The organism is Chromatiales bacterium, from assembly GCA_014323925.1.
Taxonomy (GTDB): Bacteria; Pseudomonadota; Gammaproteobacteria; order Poriferisulfidales; family Oxydemutatoraceae; genus SP5GCR1.
In genome coordinates, this window is sequence record JACONC010000003.1 from 94,396 (window position 1) to 111,632 (window position 17,237).

19 protein-coding genes are annotated in these 17,237 nt (G+C 44.3%); 4 read left to right on the forward strand and 15 right to left on the reverse strand.

The genetic code is table 11. The features are described 5' to 3' along the window. Nucleotides 1-4: 4 nt before the first annotated feature. The 6 genes from GDA45_02440 to GDA45_02465 form a co-directional block, all read right to left on the reverse strand. The gene (locus tag GDA45_02440; GenBank protein MBC6413781.1) at nt 5-931 is read right to left on the reverse strand and encodes a helix-turn-helix domain-containing protein; all 927 of its coding nucleotides are present in this window, start codon (nt 929-931) and stop codon (nt 5-7) included. Between the two features lie 522 nt (nt 932-1,453). Then, entirely contained in the window at nt 1,454-1,897 is a 444-nt protein-coding gene (ndk, locus tag GDA45_02445) for a nucleoside-diphosphate kinase (protein MBC6413782.1), read from the reverse strand. A 12-nt stretch (nt 1,898-1,909) separates the two neighbouring features. Continuing rightward, a complete protein-coding gene (iscX, locus tag GDA45_02450) occupies nt 1,910-2,110 on the reverse strand; it encodes a Fe-S cluster assembly protein IscX (GenBank protein MBC6413783.1) in 201 nt (66 codons plus the stop codon). A 32-nt stretch (nt 2,111-2,142) separates the two neighbouring features. Further along, nucleotides 2,143-2,628, reverse strand: a complete 486-nt coding sequence (locus GDA45_02455) for a dihydrofolate reductase (GenBank protein ID MBC6413784.1) — start codon at nt 2,626-2,628, stop codon at nt 2,143-2,145. Between the two features lie 8 nt (nt 2,629-2,636). After that, nucleotides 2,637-3,428, reverse strand: coding sequence for a thymidylate synthase (locus GDA45_02460; protein MBC6413785.1), 792 nt, complete (start codon nt 3,426-3,428; stop codon nt 2,637-2,639). Between the two features lie 241 nt (nt 3,429-3,669). Further along, nucleotides 3,670-4,452: a prolipoprotein diacylglyceryl transferase gene (locus GDA45_02465; protein ID MBC6413786.1), complete on the reverse strand. Its 783-nt coding sequence runs from the start codon at nt 4,450-4,452 to the stop codon at nt 3,670-3,672. A 43-nt stretch (nt 4,453-4,495) separates the two neighbouring features. Here GDA45_02465 and GDA45_02470 point away from each other — a divergent pair, with 43 nt between their 5' ends. Together GDA45_02470 and GDA45_02475 are read left to right on the forward strand one after the other, a co-directional pair. Further along, nucleotides 4,496-6,571 carry a thioredoxin domain-containing protein gene (locus tag GDA45_02470; GenBank protein MBC6413787.1) on the forward strand — a complete coding sequence of 692 codons (2,076 nt, stop codon included), beginning with the start codon at nt 4,496-4,498 and terminating at the stop codon, nt 6,569-6,571. Then, on the forward strand, nt 6,568-7,317 hold the full coding sequence (locus GDA45_02475; GenBank protein MBC6413788.1) for a 1-acyl-sn-glycerol-3-phosphate acyltransferase: 750 nt from the start codon (nt 6,568-6,570) through the stop codon (nt 7,315-7,317). The genes GDA45_02470 and GDA45_02475 overlap by 4 nt, the downstream gene beginning before the upstream one ends. Before the next feature lie 305 nt (nt 7,318-7,622). On the opposite strand, the gene hemL is transcribed toward GDA45_02475, so the two are convergent. Together hemL and GDA45_02485 are read right to left on the reverse strand one after the other, a co-directional pair. Further along, nucleotides 7,623-8,921, reverse strand: a complete 1,299-nt coding sequence (hemL, locus tag GDA45_02480) for a glutamate-1-semialdehyde 2,1-aminomutase (protein ID MBC6413789.1) — start codon at nt 8,919-8,921, stop codon at nt 7,623-7,625. Between the two features lie 133 nt (nt 8,922-9,054). Beyond that, nucleotides 9,055-9,789, reverse strand: a complete 735-nt coding sequence (locus GDA45_02485) for an RDD family protein (GenBank protein ID MBC6413790.1) — start codon at nt 9,787-9,789, stop codon at nt 9,055-9,057. A 227-nt stretch (nt 9,790-10,016) separates the two neighbouring features. Here GDA45_02485 and GDA45_02490 point away from each other — a divergent pair, with 227 nt between their 5' ends. Further along, on the forward strand, nt 10,017-10,811 hold the full coding sequence (locus tag GDA45_02490) for a DUF2182 domain-containing protein (GenBank protein MBC6413791.1): 795 nt from the start codon (nt 10,017-10,019) through the stop codon (nt 10,809-10,811). A gap of 93 nt (nt 10,812-10,904) precedes the next feature. Here the strand turns inward: GDA45_02490 and GDA45_02495 are convergent, their stop codons facing one another. The 6 genes from GDA45_02495 to GDA45_02520 form a co-directional block, all read right to left on the reverse strand. Next, the gene (locus GDA45_02495; protein ID MBC6413792.1) at nt 10,905-11,813 is read right to left on the reverse strand and encodes a flap endonuclease; all 909 of its coding nucleotides are present in this window, start codon (nt 11,811-11,813) and stop codon (nt 10,905-10,907) included. Nucleotides 11,814-11,971: 158 nt separating this feature from the next. Next, nucleotides 11,972-12,175, reverse strand: coding sequence for a 50S ribosomal protein L31 (gene rpmE / locus GDA45_02500; protein ID MBC6413793.1), 204 nt, complete (start codon nt 12,173-12,175; stop codon nt 11,972-11,974). 278 nt (nt 12,176-12,453) lie between these two features. Then, nucleotides 12,454-13,425: a 4-hydroxy-3-methylbut-2-enyl diphosphate reductase gene (ispH, locus tag GDA45_02505; GenBank protein MBC6413794.1), complete on the reverse strand. Its 972-nt coding sequence runs from the start codon at nt 13,423-13,425 to the stop codon at nt 12,454-12,456. Then, nucleotides 13,422-13,910 (reverse strand): lipoprotein signal peptidase, encoded by a 489-nt coding sequence (locus GDA45_02510; GenBank protein ID MBC6413795.1) that lies wholly within the window; start codon nt 13,908-13,910, stop codon nt 13,422-13,424. The genes ispH and GDA45_02510 overlap by 4 nt, the downstream gene beginning before the upstream one ends. 15 nt (nt 13,911-13,925) lie before the next feature. Beyond that, nucleotides 13,926-14,324, reverse strand: a complete 399-nt coding sequence (locus tag GDA45_02515) for a hypothetical protein (GenBank protein MBC6413796.1) — start codon at nt 14,322-14,324, stop codon at nt 13,926-13,928. Nucleotides 14,325-14,387: 63 nt separating this feature from the next. Continuing rightward, nucleotides 14,388-14,834: a L,D-transpeptidase family protein gene (locus GDA45_02520; GenBank protein ID MBC6413797.1), complete on the reverse strand. Its 447-nt coding sequence runs from the start codon at nt 14,832-14,834 to the stop codon at nt 14,388-14,390. 448 nt (nt 14,835-15,282) lie between these two features. Between GDA45_02520 and GDA45_02525 the strand changes: the two genes are divergently transcribed. After that, nucleotides 15,283-16,413: a multifunctional CCA tRNA nucleotidyl transferase/2'3'-cyclic phosphodiesterase/2'nucleotidase/phosphatase gene (locus tag GDA45_02525; protein MBC6413798.1), complete on the forward strand. Its 1,131-nt coding sequence runs from the start codon at nt 15,283-15,285 to the stop codon at nt 16,411-16,413. Here the strand turns inward: GDA45_02525 and GDA45_02530 are convergent. Further along, nucleotides 16,400-17,200: an undecaprenyl-diphosphate phosphatase gene (locus GDA45_02530; GenBank protein MBC6413799.1), complete on the reverse strand. Its 801-nt coding sequence runs from the start codon at nt 17,198-17,200 to the stop codon at nt 16,400-16,402. The genes GDA45_02525 and GDA45_02530 overlap by 14 nt on opposite strands. Between the last annotated feature and the right edge of the window lie 37 nt (nt 17,201-17,237).

Here is a 17,237-nt window from a genome sequence, read left to right on the forward strand (position 1 = left end):
CGTTTTAGGGCAGTTCGGTTACCTGAAAAGAAGCTGTGTTGCTATCCCTTATATACGATGAAAAATCGTAGTCTTTGCCGCCAATCATGATGCTCACGCGAGATGCATTACCCAGTTCAAAATTCAACGGCATTTTGGCCTTGAAAATTTTGTTATAACCGGTTGGCAGTATTCGATGAACGATCAACTTACCGCTACCATCTCTGATTCGCGCCCAACTTTCGTCCGTAGACATAACGACCAGTGTTACCACCTGCGGCATATCGTCCATGAAATCCTCGTTCTCAGTAATATTCTGATTAACCTCGTCGGGTATCTGCATATCTTCGGTTGCTAAGCCGTTGGGCATCTGGTCTTCTGGCATTGCTTTTTTAATGTCTATTTCAACTGGTGCTAATACTTGGCTGGGTGGATCTGGTGTATCTGCAGGCGAAACAGTCTCCTGCTTTATCGTCGTTATATTGGAGATATTCGAGTCGTCAATGTCAGTGTTTTGCACGAGCGGTTCTGCAGATTCAGGCTCCTGCATAGGTTGCTTTTCTTGCCACCAGATCATAATCAGTATTAAAAATATTGTAATTACAGCGACACTCCCCACAATCATTATCAATCGTTGTCGGTATTCGTCGGATGGAGAACTTAGCGATAAGTCTGCGTGTAGATAATCTTCTTCCATTGGCAAGTTGGCTGAAAGCATCTCAAGCACCGGAGTTGCATCTTTATTTAACAGCCGGCAATACGAGCGTATATAACCCCGTATATAAACCATCTCAGGTAGCTGATCGTAAGCGTCTTCTTCCAGCGCACGAATAATATTCACCGACAGATGCAATTCGTTGGAGATATTCTCAATCTCCAGGCCTTGCTTCTCGCGCTCGTAAGCTAAGTACTGTCCTGGCTTTGTCATCTCGTTGATATTTTCTTCTTCCATATTGATAAATTATATAGTGAAATACATGGTTTGTCTTTTTTGCCGCTTCATAGCCTGAATAACTTCATTGTTGAGTGTGCTTTCATATTCTATAGTATATAGTTTTCTTATATTTATGGTGTATTTATTTTTTGTATTATATACAAATCTAGCCAATAAAATGTTTTTTAAGCATTCTTTAACGGCACTCATTTTCACCCATTTCAGGGTTGCCGAATACCCTGATATATCCGCCTGACACTAGCCCAATTTATCTAATATCCCTCTGTATTGAGGGTCAAAAAAAGCGACTGGTATCGTATTCTCCGGCAGTTTTTTTAAGAATAATAACCCGTCCATTTTAATCCGCTTATTAAAATGTAGGCCTTTAGGTAAATCTATTAAAGGTGTTTTTAATTTACGTTTGCGCGAAAAAAAACTGAAGTAACAACTGTATCTGATCTATGCGACGATGGTGAGATTTTCCTAGCTGGCCGGTTCATTTTATTAGCTCTTTTCTAATACCGACAGCCACTATTTTGCCTACCCTCTCTCCGTTAAGGTACGCTTGCATATTTCGGACTCGTCAAAGAAAAACGCGATCTCAGTTTGCGCGGTCTCAGGTGCGTCAGAACCGTGCACTGCGTTTTGATCTATGCTAGTTGCAAAGTCCTTGCGTATGGTGCCGGCTGCCGCTTCCTGTGGATTGGTCGCACCCATCAATTCGCGGTTGTGGGCAATGACATTATCGCCCTCTAACACCTGCACCATAATTGGACCAGAGATCATAAACTTGACCAAATCATTAAAAAATGGGCGTTCCTTATGCACTGCATAAAATGCCTTTGCCTGTGCTTCTGACAGATGCATCATTTTAGCGGCGACGATTCGTATGCCGGCTGATTCAAAACGGGAATAGATATCGCCTATATGATTTGCTGCCACCGCATCAGGTTTGATAATAGATAAAGTTCTTTCCATAGCTATTGTTCTTCTCCTTTAGTCTTTTTCTTCTATCCAAGCCATTTGTATCGCTTCTAGAATTCTTTCTCCGCAATGTTTAGGGTCGTCGTCAAACTCTTCCAGTGCGCAAACCCATTCATATAAATCGGTAAAACGCACATCTTGCGGCATTATGTCAGCGTGCGCTTCGTCTAAAGCAATCGCAATTTCGCGACTATCAGTCCACTTTAATCCCATAATATCTCCTCAAAATAAGCTATTGTAATACCTTATGCAGATTTTACACGCCCAAGCAGGCGGAAATGTAAATCGTATTTATTTTTTTCGTCCGCCGGATAGTCGTAACTCTCTATGACACGCCAATCTTCATCTTTCAATAGTGCGATAGGGAAATAGGTATCGCCCGATAATTCATGAGTATTGACTAAGGTTTGATATATACGCTCGGCAAGCGGTATGAATAGGTGATAGATTTGTGCACCACCGATGACGAAACATTCTTGGTCGTTGACCACGGTGCGCAATTCATCCAAAGTTGAGACTACATAACATCCCTGTGCCTTAAAACTATTTCGGCTGAATACCACATGGGTGCGGTTGGGCAACGGTCGGCCTAATGATTGGTAAGTCTTTCTACCCATCACGATGATATGACCGGTTGTTATTTTCTTAAATCGTGCAAGATCAGCAGGCAGATGCCACGGCAACTGGTTGTGTACACCGATTAAATAGTCTGGTGTATGACAGGTGATAATAGAAACTTTCACACCGCTACGGGTGCCGGCAGAGGTCCGTGCGGTTCGTAGCCCGACAGCTCAATATCTTGGTAGCTAAATTGATCTAAATCTTTTATATCTTCGTTGAGTTTTAGTGTTGGTAAAGTCCTCGGCGTTCTCGTTAATTGTTCGCGAGCCTGCGCAACATGGTTTTTGTATAAATGCACATCGCCCAAAGTATGGATTAACTCACCGCAAGTTAAGCCGCTTACCTGAGCTATCATCATAGTCAACAACGCGTATGACGCGATATTAAACGGAACACCCAGAAAAACATCGGCGCTACGCTGATAGAACTGACACGATAGCTGTTTATCAATGACATAAAACTGTATCAGCACATGGCACGGTGCCAAACGCATGTACGGTAATTCTCCGACATTCCAAGCGCTGATTATCAAGCGACGAGAGTCGGGTCGCTCGTTGAGATCGGTTAACAATTGGCGTAGCTGATCCACCGTGCCATCGCTACCGCGCCAGGCACGCCACTGTCGGCCGTAAATTGGACCTAAATTACCGTCCTTATCAGCCCATTCATCCCATATAGATACCCCATGCTTATGCAGATAGTCAGTATTGGTGTCGCCGCTAATGAACCATAACAATTCGTGTACCACTGATTTGAAATGAATCCTTTTAGTAGTGAGTAAGGGAAAGCCATCTTGCAACTGATAACGCGCTTGCCAACCAAACAAAGAATAGGTGCCGACACCAGTGCGATCTTCTTTCTCCGCACCGCGTTCTAATATCGTTTGCAATAAGTCAAGATAAGGACGCATTAATTCATATTTTTAGTTTTTGCATAAGGTATTGTAGCCGATAAATAGTATGCCGTTAAAATATCTATAATCGGTTTTGTCAATGCCAAACCGACATTTCATTTATCAAGGGTAGCCTTCGGCTCTTTCGTCTAGAGTAGCCAGCACAGAGCACTGCGCAAAGATCCTGCAGGGAGCAGGCTGTTTGCATCACTACGGTAGTAGCTATCTTGCGCAGCATCTTAGTAAACTAGGCGTATCTCTACGCGCTTTGTTTGGAACTATAGCGCATCAATCCGATTCCGACTGCGACCATTACCAAAGATAGTAGTTGCCCCATTGTCATCCAGCCAAATGCGATAAAACCGAGGTGAGCATCAGGTTCACGAGTGAACTCAACCGTAAAGCGTAGTATGCCGTAGCCTAACGCAAAGTAGGCGGCGACTCGCCCTACTGGCCTTGGTTTTAGTGTGTAGATCCATAACACTATGAATAGCAATACGCCCTCTAGCATAAATTCATACAGCTGCGATGGATGCCGCGGTTCGGCTCCAGCAGCGGGAAATACCACAGCCCATGGCACATCAGTTATTCGTCCCCATAATTCGCCATTAATAAAATTGCCGATTCTACCTAAGCCCAGACCTATAGGCACTAGGGGCGCAACAAAATCAATGATCCGTAAAAACTCAATATTTCGGCTACGCGCAAAAACCCAAACAGCTATTAACACACCGACTAAACCGCCGTGAAAGCTCATGCCACCTTGCCATATAAAAAACAAACTCAACGGGTTGGTGGCCAGCGCTGCGAAGTTATAAAACAGCATATAGCCGATACGGCCACCGACGATTACGCCGATAATGCCGTAGAACAATAAGTCGTCCATCTTGGCTAGCGCAACGCCACGGTGTAAGTCACCAATGCGCATCCGCCCTAAGCCGTAGAAAGCGATAAAAGCAAGCAGGTACATCAAACCGTACCAATGTATGCGTAGTGGACCTATGGAAAATGCAACTGGGTCTATAGGCGGTAACTGAAACATAACAACAAGGCATTATAATAGTATTGTTGAAGTTATCTATACAATGAAAAAGCACAATCATTTATCGGAAGAGAGCAGTCCCTATTTACGCCAACACGCCGACAATCCAGTTGAATGGTACCCGTGGCGAGCAGAAGCCTTAGATAAAGCTCGGCGAGAGGATAAGCCCATATTTTTATCAATTGGTTACTCGGCTTGCCATTGGTGCCATGTGATGGCGCACGAGTCGTTTGAGGACGAAGCAACTGCGCAGATGATGAACGATTACTTTGTTAATATCAAAGTAGATCGCGAAGAGCGACCCGATTTGGATAAAATCTATCAGACCTCTCAACTATTAATCAATCAGCGCGGCGGTGGTTGGCCGTTGAGTATGTTTCTTACTCCTGATGACCAAATCGCTTTCTACGGTGGCACCTATTTTCCTAAAGTAGCGCGCTATGGCATGCCAGCGTTCAAAGATATATTAAAAGGCGTGCACGACTCCTATCACCAAAGGCGAGAGAGTATATACAAACAAAATGATGCAATGCAGCGGGCGTTGCAACAAATCTATATGCCGTCGCCGACCTCTGACATAGCGGTCTCGCTACTCGCCGAAAAAGCCGAGCATATCCTGCACGCTAACTACGACAGTCGCTACGGCGGCTTTGGTTCGGCTCCTAAGTTCCCACAAATAGATATGTTATATTTTTTGATAATACAGTGGGTACGAAATACCACCAAAGCACAAAGTGCAGCGATAGCCTTGACTACGCTTAAAAATATTTGCCGAGGTGGGATCTACGATCAGATAGGCGGCGGCCTTTGTCGCTATTCGGTAGATCAGCAGTGGTGCATTCCGCATTTTGAAAAAATGCTCTACGACAACGGACAGCTGTCGGGACTGTTGGCACAGGCTTGGTCTATCACCCACGACGACATATACCGCCGCAAAGCGATCGAGACCAACGATTGGATCTTACGCGATATGCAGTCGCCGCAGGGCGCCTACTACTCTTCTCTAGACGCCGATTCGGAGGGAGTGGAAGGCAAATACTATTACTGGGATAAAGATGAACTACAAACCCTGCTCACTGCGGACTACGATATCGCAGCATACTATTTTGGTATAGAAGGTACGCCCAATTTTGAAGGGCATTGGCATCTGCAGGAAAAGCGAGATATAGAGGAGACTGCCGCAGCATTAAAAATACCTGTTGATGTGGCGAGTGCGAAGATTACCGACCTAAAGTACAAATTACTAAAGCAACGCGCCACGCGTATTATGCCGCAGCGAGACGATAAGATATTGACGAGTTGGAATGCTCTGATGATTAAAGGTATGGCGTTGTCGGCTTATTTGTTGGATCGATCTGAGTATAGACTGTCGGCGAAGCGCGCATTAGATTTTATACGCAAGTATATGTTGGACGGTGCGCGATTATCCGCAGTATGCAAAGACGACCAAGCGCATACCAACGGCTATTTGGATGATTATGCCTTTTTGATTGATGCAATTCTCTATCTAAACCAAGCGCATTGGTCTAGCGACGACTTTAACTTGGCTTATGCGTTGAGCCATACCATTATTGACTACTTTGAAGATGCCGAACACGGCGGTTTTTATTTTACCTCGCACGATCACGAACGGTTGGTACAGCGCCCTCGCACACTAACCGACGAAGCACTACCTGCTGGGTATAGTCTGGCAGCTACGGCATTATTTAGAATGGGTTCGCTGCTGGGTGAAGAACGATTTATACAAGTTGCCGGACGAGCTATCATGCAAGCCAAAGGCGCAATGGGAAGCGCACCTCATAACTATGCGACCTTGCTGAATGCAGCTATAGAATACGACACTGGCTTTGAATACATTATCATTCGCGGCACTGAAGAGGTGTGTGCACAGTGGTTGCGCCTGACTGCCGAATACTATAATCCGGCGCGTTTATGTTTCGCTATTCCGACCACCGCCACCGACTTGGCCGCTGCTCTAGACGAGAAAAAAGCTGAGCCATCTTCTGGTCAGGGTGTTGCTTATCGCTGTTGCGGACAAAGTTGTCAACCACCGATTAAGGATCTAGAGGAACTCAGCAGACATCTGCAGGCAACCCAATCTAAATTGCTTTCAAAATGAGTTACCCAAGGCTACTGGTACGTTTTATCCTAGTCGGCTTGCATGTTTTAATCGCCGCAATAATTGCACCGCCGTTCTTTATGTCGTGCGAGGACGGCAAGCTGAAACCTTTACAGAAAAAATTGATACGGTGGCAGATGAGCTTTTGTTTAAGACTGCTGGGCATCCGTATCCATCGTACTGGACAACCAACAAACAGCACGCAACTCATAGTATCCAATCACATCTCGTGGTTGGATATCTTGGTTATAGGAAGTGCCATACCGTCGTGCTTTTTATCCAAAGCCGAAGTGCAAAATTGGCCTATCATAGGTAAACTGACGATGCGCTACGGCACGATATTCATCAATCGCGGGCAAGACAGTCACTTGGTTCGCACAGAGATTGCCCGTCGACTTAACGAGTGCATCAATGTTGTGCTATTCCCGGAAGGTACAACATCAGATGGCACTTCGGTGCGTCCTTTTTTCCCACGCCTGATGGCTACTGCGATAGACACCGGCACACCGATACAACCTATCTCTTTGTGCTACTTCAATAACCGAAAAATCAGCGACATCGTGCCTTTTACCAGCGACCGCTCGCTACTCAGTCATGCGGTACAATTAATGAAGCAAAAATATACCGATGTAGTGCTGCATTTCGGTGAACCTATCGCTCCGCAGGGTCAGGACCGTAGCAGTCTTGCCAAGCAAGTGCACGCTGCCGTGCTGAACGGAATGTGCTACAGTCAACCGCAAACATAGGGTACCTCTATCTTACTCAGCTACAAGATAGCAAGCACTACGAGTAGTCTGTGCGATAGCAGACTAGCGGAGTGGCCCTTCGAGGAATACTCTGGTGCGGATTAGGATGCTGTCTCCTTGCCCTGAAAGAGAGCTTTACATCCAGTAAATAAGCCGAATCTAAATATACCTATCTGATAAGTCGTGGCATCGTACATTAAATCGCTCGTTGAGAGCATTCATCTTAGGATAGCGAGGGTAAGTAATCAAAATCTATGCCACGCTACAATGGAGGAAGTGCGAGACGAGACATCAAGGCCAACAGATCAATTTTTTATCTTAAGTAAAGCCTTTTTAGTCACATCGATAGTTTGTTCTATAACCTCGGCATCGTGCGCCGCTGAGATAAAGCATGCTTCAAACGGCGACGGCGGTAGATAAACTCCGCCATCAAGCATCGCATGGAAGAAACTTTTAAATGGCTTACCGTTATCTTTTGTTACACAACTACGCACTTGATTTAGTGTTTCTACTTTTTGTGTTGTGCCTAAGAAAAAGCCAAACATAGCTCCCATGGAATCACTATAAAAATCTACTCCGACATCTCTGGCACAGTCTAACAAACCACCAATCAGAGTTTGCGTGTTGCGCACGATGTCATCAAAGCAGTTGTCCGCACAGAGCAGTTCTAGAGTGCGCAAACCGGCGGCGACCGCTACCGGATTTCCAGATAAGGTGCCGGCTTGATAGACCGGTCCTAATGGGGCAATGTGTTGCATAATCTTTTTACTCCCGCCAAACGCCCCTATAGGCAATCCACCACCGATCACTTTGCCAAGCACAGTGAGGTCCGGTTTGATTTGATAAACCGATTGTGCGCCACCAATAGCAACCCTAAAACCGCTCATTACCTCGTCAAAAATAAGCAACGTACCGTAATGATCGCAACAACGGCGCAGAGTGCTTAAAAATTCGGCATTCCCAGGTACGAAATTCATATTGCCAGCAACTGGTTCAACAATGACTGCGGCGACTTGGTCACCTATTTGTTCAAACACTTCGTCAACCTGAGCCGCATTGTTATAGCCTATTGTGCTAGTCGCCGCCGCCGTTGAATCTGGTACTCCAGGTGAGTTCGGCACTCCCAAAGTCAAAGAACCCGACCCGGCACCAACCAACATCGCATCACTATGTCCATGATAGCAACCGTCAAACTTAATAATTTGTTCGCGCCCAGTATAACCGCGTGCCAAACGCACGGCACTCATCACCGCTTCGCTACCTGAGTTGACCAACCGCAATAAATCCATAGAAGGAATATACGCTTTGATTTTTTCTGCCAGTTGGGTTTCAATCTCAGTGGATGCACCGAATCCCAGCCCGCGTTCAGCAGTTTGCTTGACTGCTGTCAATACTTCGGGGTGTGCGTGTCCCATAATCATAGCCCCCCACGATCCCACATAGTCTATATATTGGTTGCCGTCTTCGTCGGTGAGCCATGCGCCGCGCGCTTCTTTAATGAACGGTGGCGTACCGCCGACTGCTTTGAATGCCCTTACAGGAGAGTTCACTCCCCCAGGGATAGCCAAGCAGGCGCGTCGATAGAGCGTTGTTGATCTTTTCATAGTTCGTTTAAGCATCGTTTTTTCACCAGATATCTTTACTAGTTCAAAATGCAGATATCCGCTTGTGGACAGAGTAGAAATATCTTACATTTATCATTAAAAGTAGCATTAATAACTTTCTCATTTTGGCTATCTAAAAGAAGAACCCAATTAAAACACCAAATAATATTAAAGCACCAACGAATATAACTAACATGGCGAATAATATAACAAACAATGATATTCGCTTCCAACCCAGAGGCGCTGCATAAACCCTACATCCTATTGATTCATCGTAGCTGGCCGGCTTCTTTTTCCCTAACCGTAGTGCTTGATATATGAAAGTGAAAAGGTATATCAGAGGAATACCAAATGCAAACCCTGTTACCCACATTCTAGAATTGCGAGCAAGATATTGAGATAGAGTCAACGGTTTGTTATCTAGCGTTAAAACCTTAAGGCCAAGTATCGCTTTTCCAGGTGTATTCCCTGCGATCTTAGATATTAAAGCATCAAACAATAAGACTACTGGGAAGAGTATAATTCCCAGAATGACTGCGTTAGTAGAAATTATCGCTCTAATAAATACCGGGAAAATAATACCTAATATAGTTAAGGCTATAATTAAGACGATTGACTCCAGCAATAAATCAAAATATCTAGCAAAGAATCGAGGCCATCTGTTTGCCAATTTTAAGGGAAGTGGAGACGGAATCTCTGACTTTAGAGATGCCAAGTCTATATCTTCAAGACGCTTCCATTCAAGCATTCCCTCTTGCCATACGATTGTATTTAGTGTGATCTTTCCATTTAGACAGAGTTTTGAAAACTCATCTGTTTTTATTGGTCCAATCTTTTTGTCTTTTTCTAAGTACCACCAATCGTTCATGGATAACTTTCGTTTCATTGTAAGTAGCTAACTTCCCAGATCAACATCCATCAAAAACATATGGATAAAGAGGTTAAAAGCTTTTAATATACTATTATTGTATAGTGCCAAAAGCATATGTCTGAGTGCGCTGCGCTTTGATATAATCAATGGTTAGCACATTATCTTAAACTATAAGCTAAAATATATGTTTTTTATCGTATCACCTATAAAACTGATCAGCTAAAATGCAGCCCAACACATACGTCGCTCTACCGCCACTCAGTCATAAAGATAAAAGCATCGTATACATAGGCATTATTGCGATTGCGCTGATGGCGTGGCTTTATCTATTTTATATTGCCGCACAACATAGCCGCATGGATATGTCGATGATGGGTATGCCACAGCAGGCCTTTTCATACCACGGTGCGTTATACGATTTCTTAGTTTTATTACCAATGTGGGCAGTCATGATGATTGCTATGATGTTGCCCAGCATATTACCGGCAACAGCAGTTTTTGCTGCTTTTAACAAGCATAAAAAGGCGCGTGCACAACCCTATGTAGACACTTATACCTTCGTCTGCGGTTATCTAGTAGCTTGGGTTTCCTGTGGTGCACTGTTTGCGTTGATGCAGTCAGGTTTATCCATTGCCGGTGTGCTAGATAGCACGATGAAAACCAATAATTTATTATTGAGTGGTGGCATCCTGTTAGCCGCTGGTCTTTATCAATGGACATCTCTGAAAGAGGTTTGCCTTAAAAACTGCCGATCCCCGCTGGGCTTCTTTATAGAACGATGGCGCGAAGGGCGTAGCGGCGCAGTCTATATGGGATGGCGTTACGGTTTGTTTTGTGTCGGCTGCTGTTGGGCATTGATGGCAATTATGTTTTCAGTCGGCACGATGAATATTCTATGGATGGCAATACTTTCAATATTTATGCTAGCCGAGAAAATTTTCCCAGGCAGCAAGCTCATGCGCAATATCGCTGGAATATTATTAATTTGCTGGGGTAGCTACTTGCTCATCGGCATTTAAGATAGCCTTTGTCTATCTGCTCGCTGGTGTGTAATGACGGATAAATTTGTGGCTTTTACTCTAACCCGTTGTATGTCATGGCATCAAAAAATACTAGCTTTCAGTTGCCAGCGATGCTAGACATTCAGTCCATCGGCGGCGGCGATATACGCCGAAACCTAATAGCGCAAACAGTGCTTCTAATCTAGAATGGTCTATTTCACCGACACGCGTAGCGAAGTCGTTAGGTAGCGAAACATCACGGCAAATTGTGGTCAGCCGATATGCCATTTTTATAGTCTCAGTATATTCTCGTACTAAGCCTTCAATGCGATGTGCACCACGAATATTAAGATTAGCAATGCCCCCGACCTCAGCCAATAATTGCTTTATCGAACCGAAGTGTTGGATTAACTTGGTTGCCGTTTTAGGTCCTATTCCCGGCACGCCTGGTATGTTATCCACTGCGTCTCCAGTAATCGCTAACATATCGGCAATTTGTTCAGGTAGAACCCCGAACCTATCTGCGACACCTTGACAACTTAATTTTAGGTTGCGGCTATAATCCCACCATATATCATTGCCTTCCAGCAACTGCATCAAATCTTTATCTCTGCTAACGATAACCACCGACTGTCCTCGCTGATGTGCTTGGTGGGTCAATGTGCCGATTAAATCGTCGGCTTCGTAGTAGCTTGATGCAATTTCAGCAAGACCAGTAGCCACTATAAATTCTCTACAGTGGGCAAATTGTGCTTTCAATTCTTCGGGGGTAGCCGCACGATTTGCTTTATAAGATGGATAAATTTCATTGCGATAAGAAGTCTCCAAACTTTCATCAAAAGCGAAGACTATGTTTTCTGGCTTAATGTCACTCAGCAGTTTCAATACGAAATCACAAAAACCGTAAACCGCATTAGCTGGCTGGCCTTGTGCGTTGCGCACATTGTCGGACAGTGCAAACCAAGAACGAAATATATAAATGCTTGCGTCGACCAAATAGAGTCTGTCGGTATTATCCATCGCTATCAAAAATCTGCTCTAGAACTTGCATCAGGTTAGTTCACCGCTACTTAAACACCAAGTTAATAGGCATCACACACTGCGTCATTGGCATACCCAGCAATGAGCAGACTGAGCAAAAAGATAAAAGTAAATGGTGGGTTATACCAAGCAATATATCAGCGATTGTAACGTTTACGAAATTTGTCAACTTGACCTGCACTTTCTAGTATTTTCTGTTTACCTGTATAAAATGGATGACAAACCGAACAAACCTCAACGGTCATTTGCTCATCCGAATAAGTCGAACAAACTGTAAAGCGATTACCGCAACTACAAGTCACTGCAACATCTTTATACTTAGGATGTATATCTGCTTTCATTTTCTGGTCTCAAATAAAAACGCCTATCATAGCCGAATACCAAGCTATAAACAAGTAACTGTACGATGCCACGGCATCTGCGACGAATGGAGGAATGAAGCAGCGAAGCGCTGTACAGGGGTTTGAAAACCTAAACCTTGATGTGGTCGCTTAAAGTTGAAGCACCTAAGATATTCAAATGATTTCGTTAAACACAGATAAATCCTGCAGGTATCTGCCACTATACAACCGCACGCAGATAAGTAGGATAAAACTACTTTTTCAACAGCCCCACATTTCTACTTTGTGCTAACACTTTGTGTTGACTTAGCGGTGAAATCCCAAAGTTCTTTAGGTAGCCTGAATGTGATTTTTTCCTCAACACCTACTTGTTCGACAATCTCGGTGGCCTGGTAATTTTTTAATGCCAGCACGACGCTCTGGACTAGGGTTTCGGGGGCTGAAGCACCCGCTGATAAACCGACACACTGTTTGCCTTTCAACCAGTGAGAAGAGATCTCTTCCGGCGTATCTATTAAATAAGAGTCGACGCCGCGTTTGAGCGCGATTTCATGCAGACGGTTAGAGTTTGAACTATTTTTAGAACCTACGATGAGTATCAGATCGCATACTTTGACAAGTTCTTTGATAGTGTTTTGCCTATTTTGCGTTGCATAACAGATATCGTCTTTTTTCGGTCTACGTATATTGGGGAAACGTGCTACTAATATCTCTATAATTTCCGCAGTATCGTCTATCGAGAGCGTGGTTTGTGTCACCATTGCAACTTTAAGAGGATTACGAATTTGTATGCGTTCGGCATCTTGAGGAGACTCTACTAAAAATATAGTGTTCTCTGATGTAGTATCGTATTGCCCTATTGTCCCATCCACTTCTGGGTGGCCGCGATGTCCTATCATAATAGTTTCATAACCTTCTCGGTGATTTTTCAGCACTTCTAGATGTACTTTGGTAACCAGTGGACAGGTCGCATCTATTACGCGCAAACGGCGACGTTTTGCGTCTTCTCTGACACGACGAGAAACACCGTGCGCACTGAAAATAACAACCGAACCTTCGGGAATTTCATTTAAGTCCTCAACAAAAATTGCCCCTTTATTTCGTAGTTCTTCAACCACGCACCGATTATGCACGACTTCGTGCCGTACATAAACAGGGGACTCGAGCATATCCAATGTGCGTTCCACTATCTCTATCGCTCGATCTACGCCGGCGCAAAATCCTCGCGGGTTAGCCAAAAGTACTTTCATCTATGCTGAGCCTTATCACTAAGTGCAACACTTATAATAAGCAATGCTCCTATGGTAATACCTATATCCGCTATATTAAATGTTGGCCAATGATAGGACTGATAATAAACATCCAGAAAATCTACCACCGCACCTCTAAACAAACGATCAATCAAATTGCCGAGTGCGCCGCCCATTATCAGCATCATGCCCAAAGCCGATAGTAGGCTGCCTGGTTCGTCTGGTTTCAACCGTTTGAGTAAAGACCAGAGAAAGACACAAACGATTACGGTTACTGTAACAAAAAACCAACGTTGCCACCCTCCAGCCTCGCTGAGCAAGCTAAAAGCAGCACCCGTGTTGTACAGCAAAGTGAGATTGAACGACGGCATTATAGGATATGGACGACCTTGAAGTAGCCACGACTCCGCCAACCCTTTACTAATCTGATCTAATAAAACAATCAGCAAAGCGAAGCCTAACCATCTGTAATGGTAACTCCTCAATGGAACTCCTAAATATTAACCTTTCGTGGTGTCCTTGTTTCTAACCACTAATCTCCAATGCACGACAAACAATATAATTTGAATTAACAAAACGATAGAGTATTCTAGGATTTCCTGCTGTCCCTGTCTGCGTTCTGTTTTTAGTGCAATATCATACGCTTCATTGCGCTTGCGGGTAATTTCTTGTTCGGTCATATCTTTAAATTTATCATAGCGGCCGCCGCTATCCCCAGACTGCAAAATAAATTCATCGTTGCTCTGATATTTGGAGTACTCCCAACCGGGCAGAGTTATGTGCGGAGCAACCACGCCCACTATGCTGTAGATAATCACGCCAATCGCAATGCTACCTATCAGCACATTAATAAAACAAACTGCCAGAGCATATAGTCCTACATAATTTCTTTTAACCATTTACTTTTTCCCTATTTATTTTCGCACTGCTATCATAACATAGTGGAACTAGAGGTTTAACTGTTAGGGTCTTATTAGTATGGGTGTGCCTTCCTCGACAAGATGCCATATCAACCGCATATCCTTGTTTTTCAAGGCGATACAACCTTGAGTCCAATCTTTTTTGAGGTTTATCTTTTTAATAGAATCGTTCGGTTCTCCGTGGATTACAATATCGCCGCCCGGATTGTTGCCTTTGAGCTTTGCGATACGCCTATCCGTGTCGTTCGGAAAAGAAATGCTAAGCGAACGGAAGAAACTACTGCTAGGATTGCGCCCGTTAATATAATAAAGTCCTTCGGGAGTACGCGAATCCCCTTCTTTTTGTTTATGTCCTATGGGATTTTGCCCCAATGAGATTGCAAATGTATGCGTAATTTCCCAATCGGTTAACAAATGCAACTGCCGAGCAGCTTTTTCCACTAAAATGGCATTGACTTTCTCTTGTGCGATCGCCGAATCCCCTATCATAAGTAGGAGGGCAGAAATAATGATGGGTATCACTTTGTTCATATTTCAGTGGTCTCCTCAATTTAGCGCCAAAACTCGGGTGAGATTTCCATTCGGGTATTTTTCCCTAGAAGGTCTCAGGCTGTCAAGTCACAAGGGGATTATGGGAGGGGATTATGGTCGTTTTTCTCTCATACTTAATACCAGTATATCGGCAAAACTCTATTTGGTAGCGGCTTGAATTTATACCGAAAGATTAAAGGTTTTGGAAGATGCGGATACCAGCCTAATGGGTATGACATACAATCCATAGAAGCTTTTGGTATCTTTAGATTTTTATTGTGGTGATATAGCTTTAGAGGATAAAGAGAGCATAAAGCCCATCTTCACACAGCTCCACATTTTTACTTTAGGTTGGCAAGCGATGTTAAGTCCGGTGAGTTAACGATAACATGGTATTCTATGCGAAATGAAAACTTACTTAGTCGGCGGCGCAGTACGCAATGCAATGTTAGGTCGAGAAGTGTCGGAGAGAGACTGGGTCGTAGTCGGTGCCAAACCGGAGGAGATGCTAAAACTAGGATATAAGCAAGTTGGAAAGCAGTTCCCAGTTTTTTTACATCCTAAAACGAAAGAAGAATATGCCTTGGCGCGTACCGAGCATAAAACAAGCCACGGATATCACGGCTTTGAGTTTGATACTTCCCCAGACATCCGCATAGAGGACGATTTAAGGCGTCGCGATCTAACTATCAATGCGATAGCCCAAGATGAAAACGGCGTAATCATCGATCCATGGGGGGGACGTAACGATATTACTATGCGTATGCTCAGGCATATATCGGATTCGTTTGCTGAGGACCCAGTGAGGGTGTTGCGCGCCGCTCGTTTTGCTGCACAGTTCTACGGGCTGGATTTTAGGATTGCACCTGAGACCATTGCGTTGATGAAACAAATGGTTGCTGACGGAGAAGTTGACTATTTGGTTGCTGAGCGGGTTTGGCAAGAAACCGCAAAAGCGTTTGCAACCGATTATCCATCGGTGTACCTCAAAGTGCTAGTCGGTGTCGGTGCGCTCGCCCGTATCGCCCCGGAATTGGATGACTTATTGCGGCGGGTTGGCGATACTGCCGAGCAAGAATATGGCGACCTAACCAACTGTTTATTTAAGGCGATAGACCTGGCACCCAAACAGTCACCGGCGGTATTATTGGCAATATTGTCTTTGTATGCGTATCGCACTAATGTTTCTATTTCAAAACTAAGTGATCGGTGGAAATTATCAAGAGTTTACCGGTGGATGATTGATGCCGCCGAGCGGTTTGCCGATAGCCTAAAATTAGCTTCTGAGTTACCTGCTCAGAAGCTATTAGATTTTTTAGAGCAAGCCGACGCAATTAGACAACGAGAGCGATTTAATGACTTATTGACCGCTTATAAATTATCCGATGCCGAAAACCTCGCTGAGCGTAATGTAGCGCGCCTGACGCGTGTCTTAGATGTGCTGGCTATAGTTAGACTGGATGTTCAAGGATTGCCAGGGCAGTTGGCAAGGCAGCGCTTCCGCAAACTGCAACTGGAGGCGATTAATTCGTTATGAGCAAAAACAATACGACACCCAGCAAAAGACGATAGATAACAAAAGGAAGCAGCCCTATTTTTTCGACAAAGTGGATGAACAGTTTGATAGTCAACAACGCAAATAATGCGGAGATAATAAACCCCAGTATTATCGGATACCACAAAGCGACCTGGGCCTCAGGGTCTTGCAGCATATTCCAAGCATTGAATACAACGGCACCGCCGATCACCGGAATTGCCAATAAAAATGAAAAGTTCAACGACTGGCGGCGTGATAAGCCGAGCAGCAATGCTGCAGTGATTGTAATGCCAGCTCTGGAGGTGCCGGGAATCAGTGCAAGCACCTGCGCTAAACCGATAATAAATGCATATTTCAAGCTAATCGTGCGCACTATATTTGTGCGTCTATTAGAATCGGCATACCACAGTGCAAAAGCAAAAATGATGGTAGTCGTAGCGATAACCCAGGTGCTACGTAGTTCGTTACTTATCAAACCTTCAAGCAGTGCACCAGCGATGATGACCGGCAATGATGCAACAACGAGCGGTGGCCATATATTCTGGTTGAACGAAAGCGTTGACTTTGAACTAACCGGTTGAGCACTGCTGATGTTGACGAGTTCTCTACGAAAGTGGAATATTACGGCAGCCAAAGTGCCACCGTGCACAGCGATATCAAAAGCTAAAAAACCTTTGCCCAATCCCAACAGGTGTGCGGTTAAAATAAGGTGTGCGGAACTTGACACGGGTAGAAATTCGGTGATGCCTTGTACCAAGGCGAGCACCCAGATTTGCAGAAAGTCCATGAATATAGCTTTTATATCAATATCCCAAGCCCTTATC

What these genes read in the sequence shown, in the direction of transcription:
- GDA45_02440 (MBC6413781.1), bottom strand. Translation starts at nt 931, where the DNA reads ATGGAAGAAGAAAATATCAACGAGATGACAAAGCCAGGACAGTACTTA.
- iscX (MBC6413783.1), bottom strand. Translation starts at nt 2,110, where the DNA reads ATGGGATTAAAGTGGACTGATAGTCGCGAAATTGCGATTGCTTTAGAC.
- GDA45_02460 (MBC6413785.1), bottom strand. Translation starts at nt 3,428, where the DNA reads ATGCGTCCTTATCTTGACTTATTGCAAACGATATTAGAACGCGGTGCG.
- GDA45_02465 (MBC6413786.1), bottom strand. Translation starts at nt 4,452, where the DNA reads ATGTTTCAGTTACCGCCTATAGACCCAGTTGCATTTTCCATAGGTCCA.
- GDA45_02470 (MBC6413787.1), top strand. Translation starts at nt 4,496, where the DNA reads ATGAAAAAGCACAATCATTTATCGGAAGAGAGCAGTCCCTATTTACGC.
- GDA45_02475 (MBC6413788.1), top strand. Translation starts at nt 6,568, where the DNA reads ATGAGTTACCCAAGGCTACTGGTACGTTTTATCCTAGTCGGCTTGCAT.
- hemL (MBC6413789.1), bottom strand. Translation starts at nt 8,921, where the DNA reads ATGAAAAGATCAACAACGCTCTATCGACGCGCCTGCTTGGCTATCCCT.
- GDA45_02485 (MBC6413790.1), bottom strand. Translation starts at nt 9,789, where the DNA reads ATGAACGATTGGTGGTACTTAGAAAAAGACAAAAAGATTGGACCAATA.
- GDA45_02490 (MBC6413791.1), top strand. Translation starts at nt 10,017, where the DNA reads ATGCAGCCCAACACATACGTCGCTCTACCGCCACTCAGTCATAAAGAT.
- GDA45_02495 (MBC6413792.1), bottom strand. Translation starts at nt 11,813, where the DNA reads ATGGATAATACCGACAGACTCTATTTGGTCGACGCAAGCATTTATATA.
- rpmE (MBC6413793.1), bottom strand. Translation starts at nt 12,175, where the DNA reads ATGAAAGCAGATATACATCCTAAGTATAAAGATGTTGCAGTGACTTGT.
- ispH (MBC6413794.1), bottom strand. Translation starts at nt 13,425, where the DNA reads ATGAAAGTACTTTTGGCTAACCCGCGAGGATTTTGCGCCGGCGTAGAT.
- GDA45_02515 (MBC6413796.1), bottom strand. Translation starts at nt 14,324, where the DNA reads ATGGTTAAAAGAAATTATGTAGGACTATATGCTCTGGCAGTTTGTTTT.
- GDA45_02520 (MBC6413797.1), bottom strand. Translation starts at nt 14,834, where the DNA reads ATGATAGGGGATTCGGCGATCGCACAAGAGAAAGTCAATGCCATTTTA.
- GDA45_02525 (MBC6413798.1), top strand. Translation starts at nt 15,283, where the DNA reads ATGAAAACTTACTTAGTCGGCGGCGCAGTACGCAATGCAATGTTAGGT.
- GDA45_02530 (MBC6413799.1), bottom strand. Translation starts at nt 17,200, where the DNA reads ATGGACTTTCTGCAAATCTGGGTGCTCGCCTTGGTACAAGGCATCACC.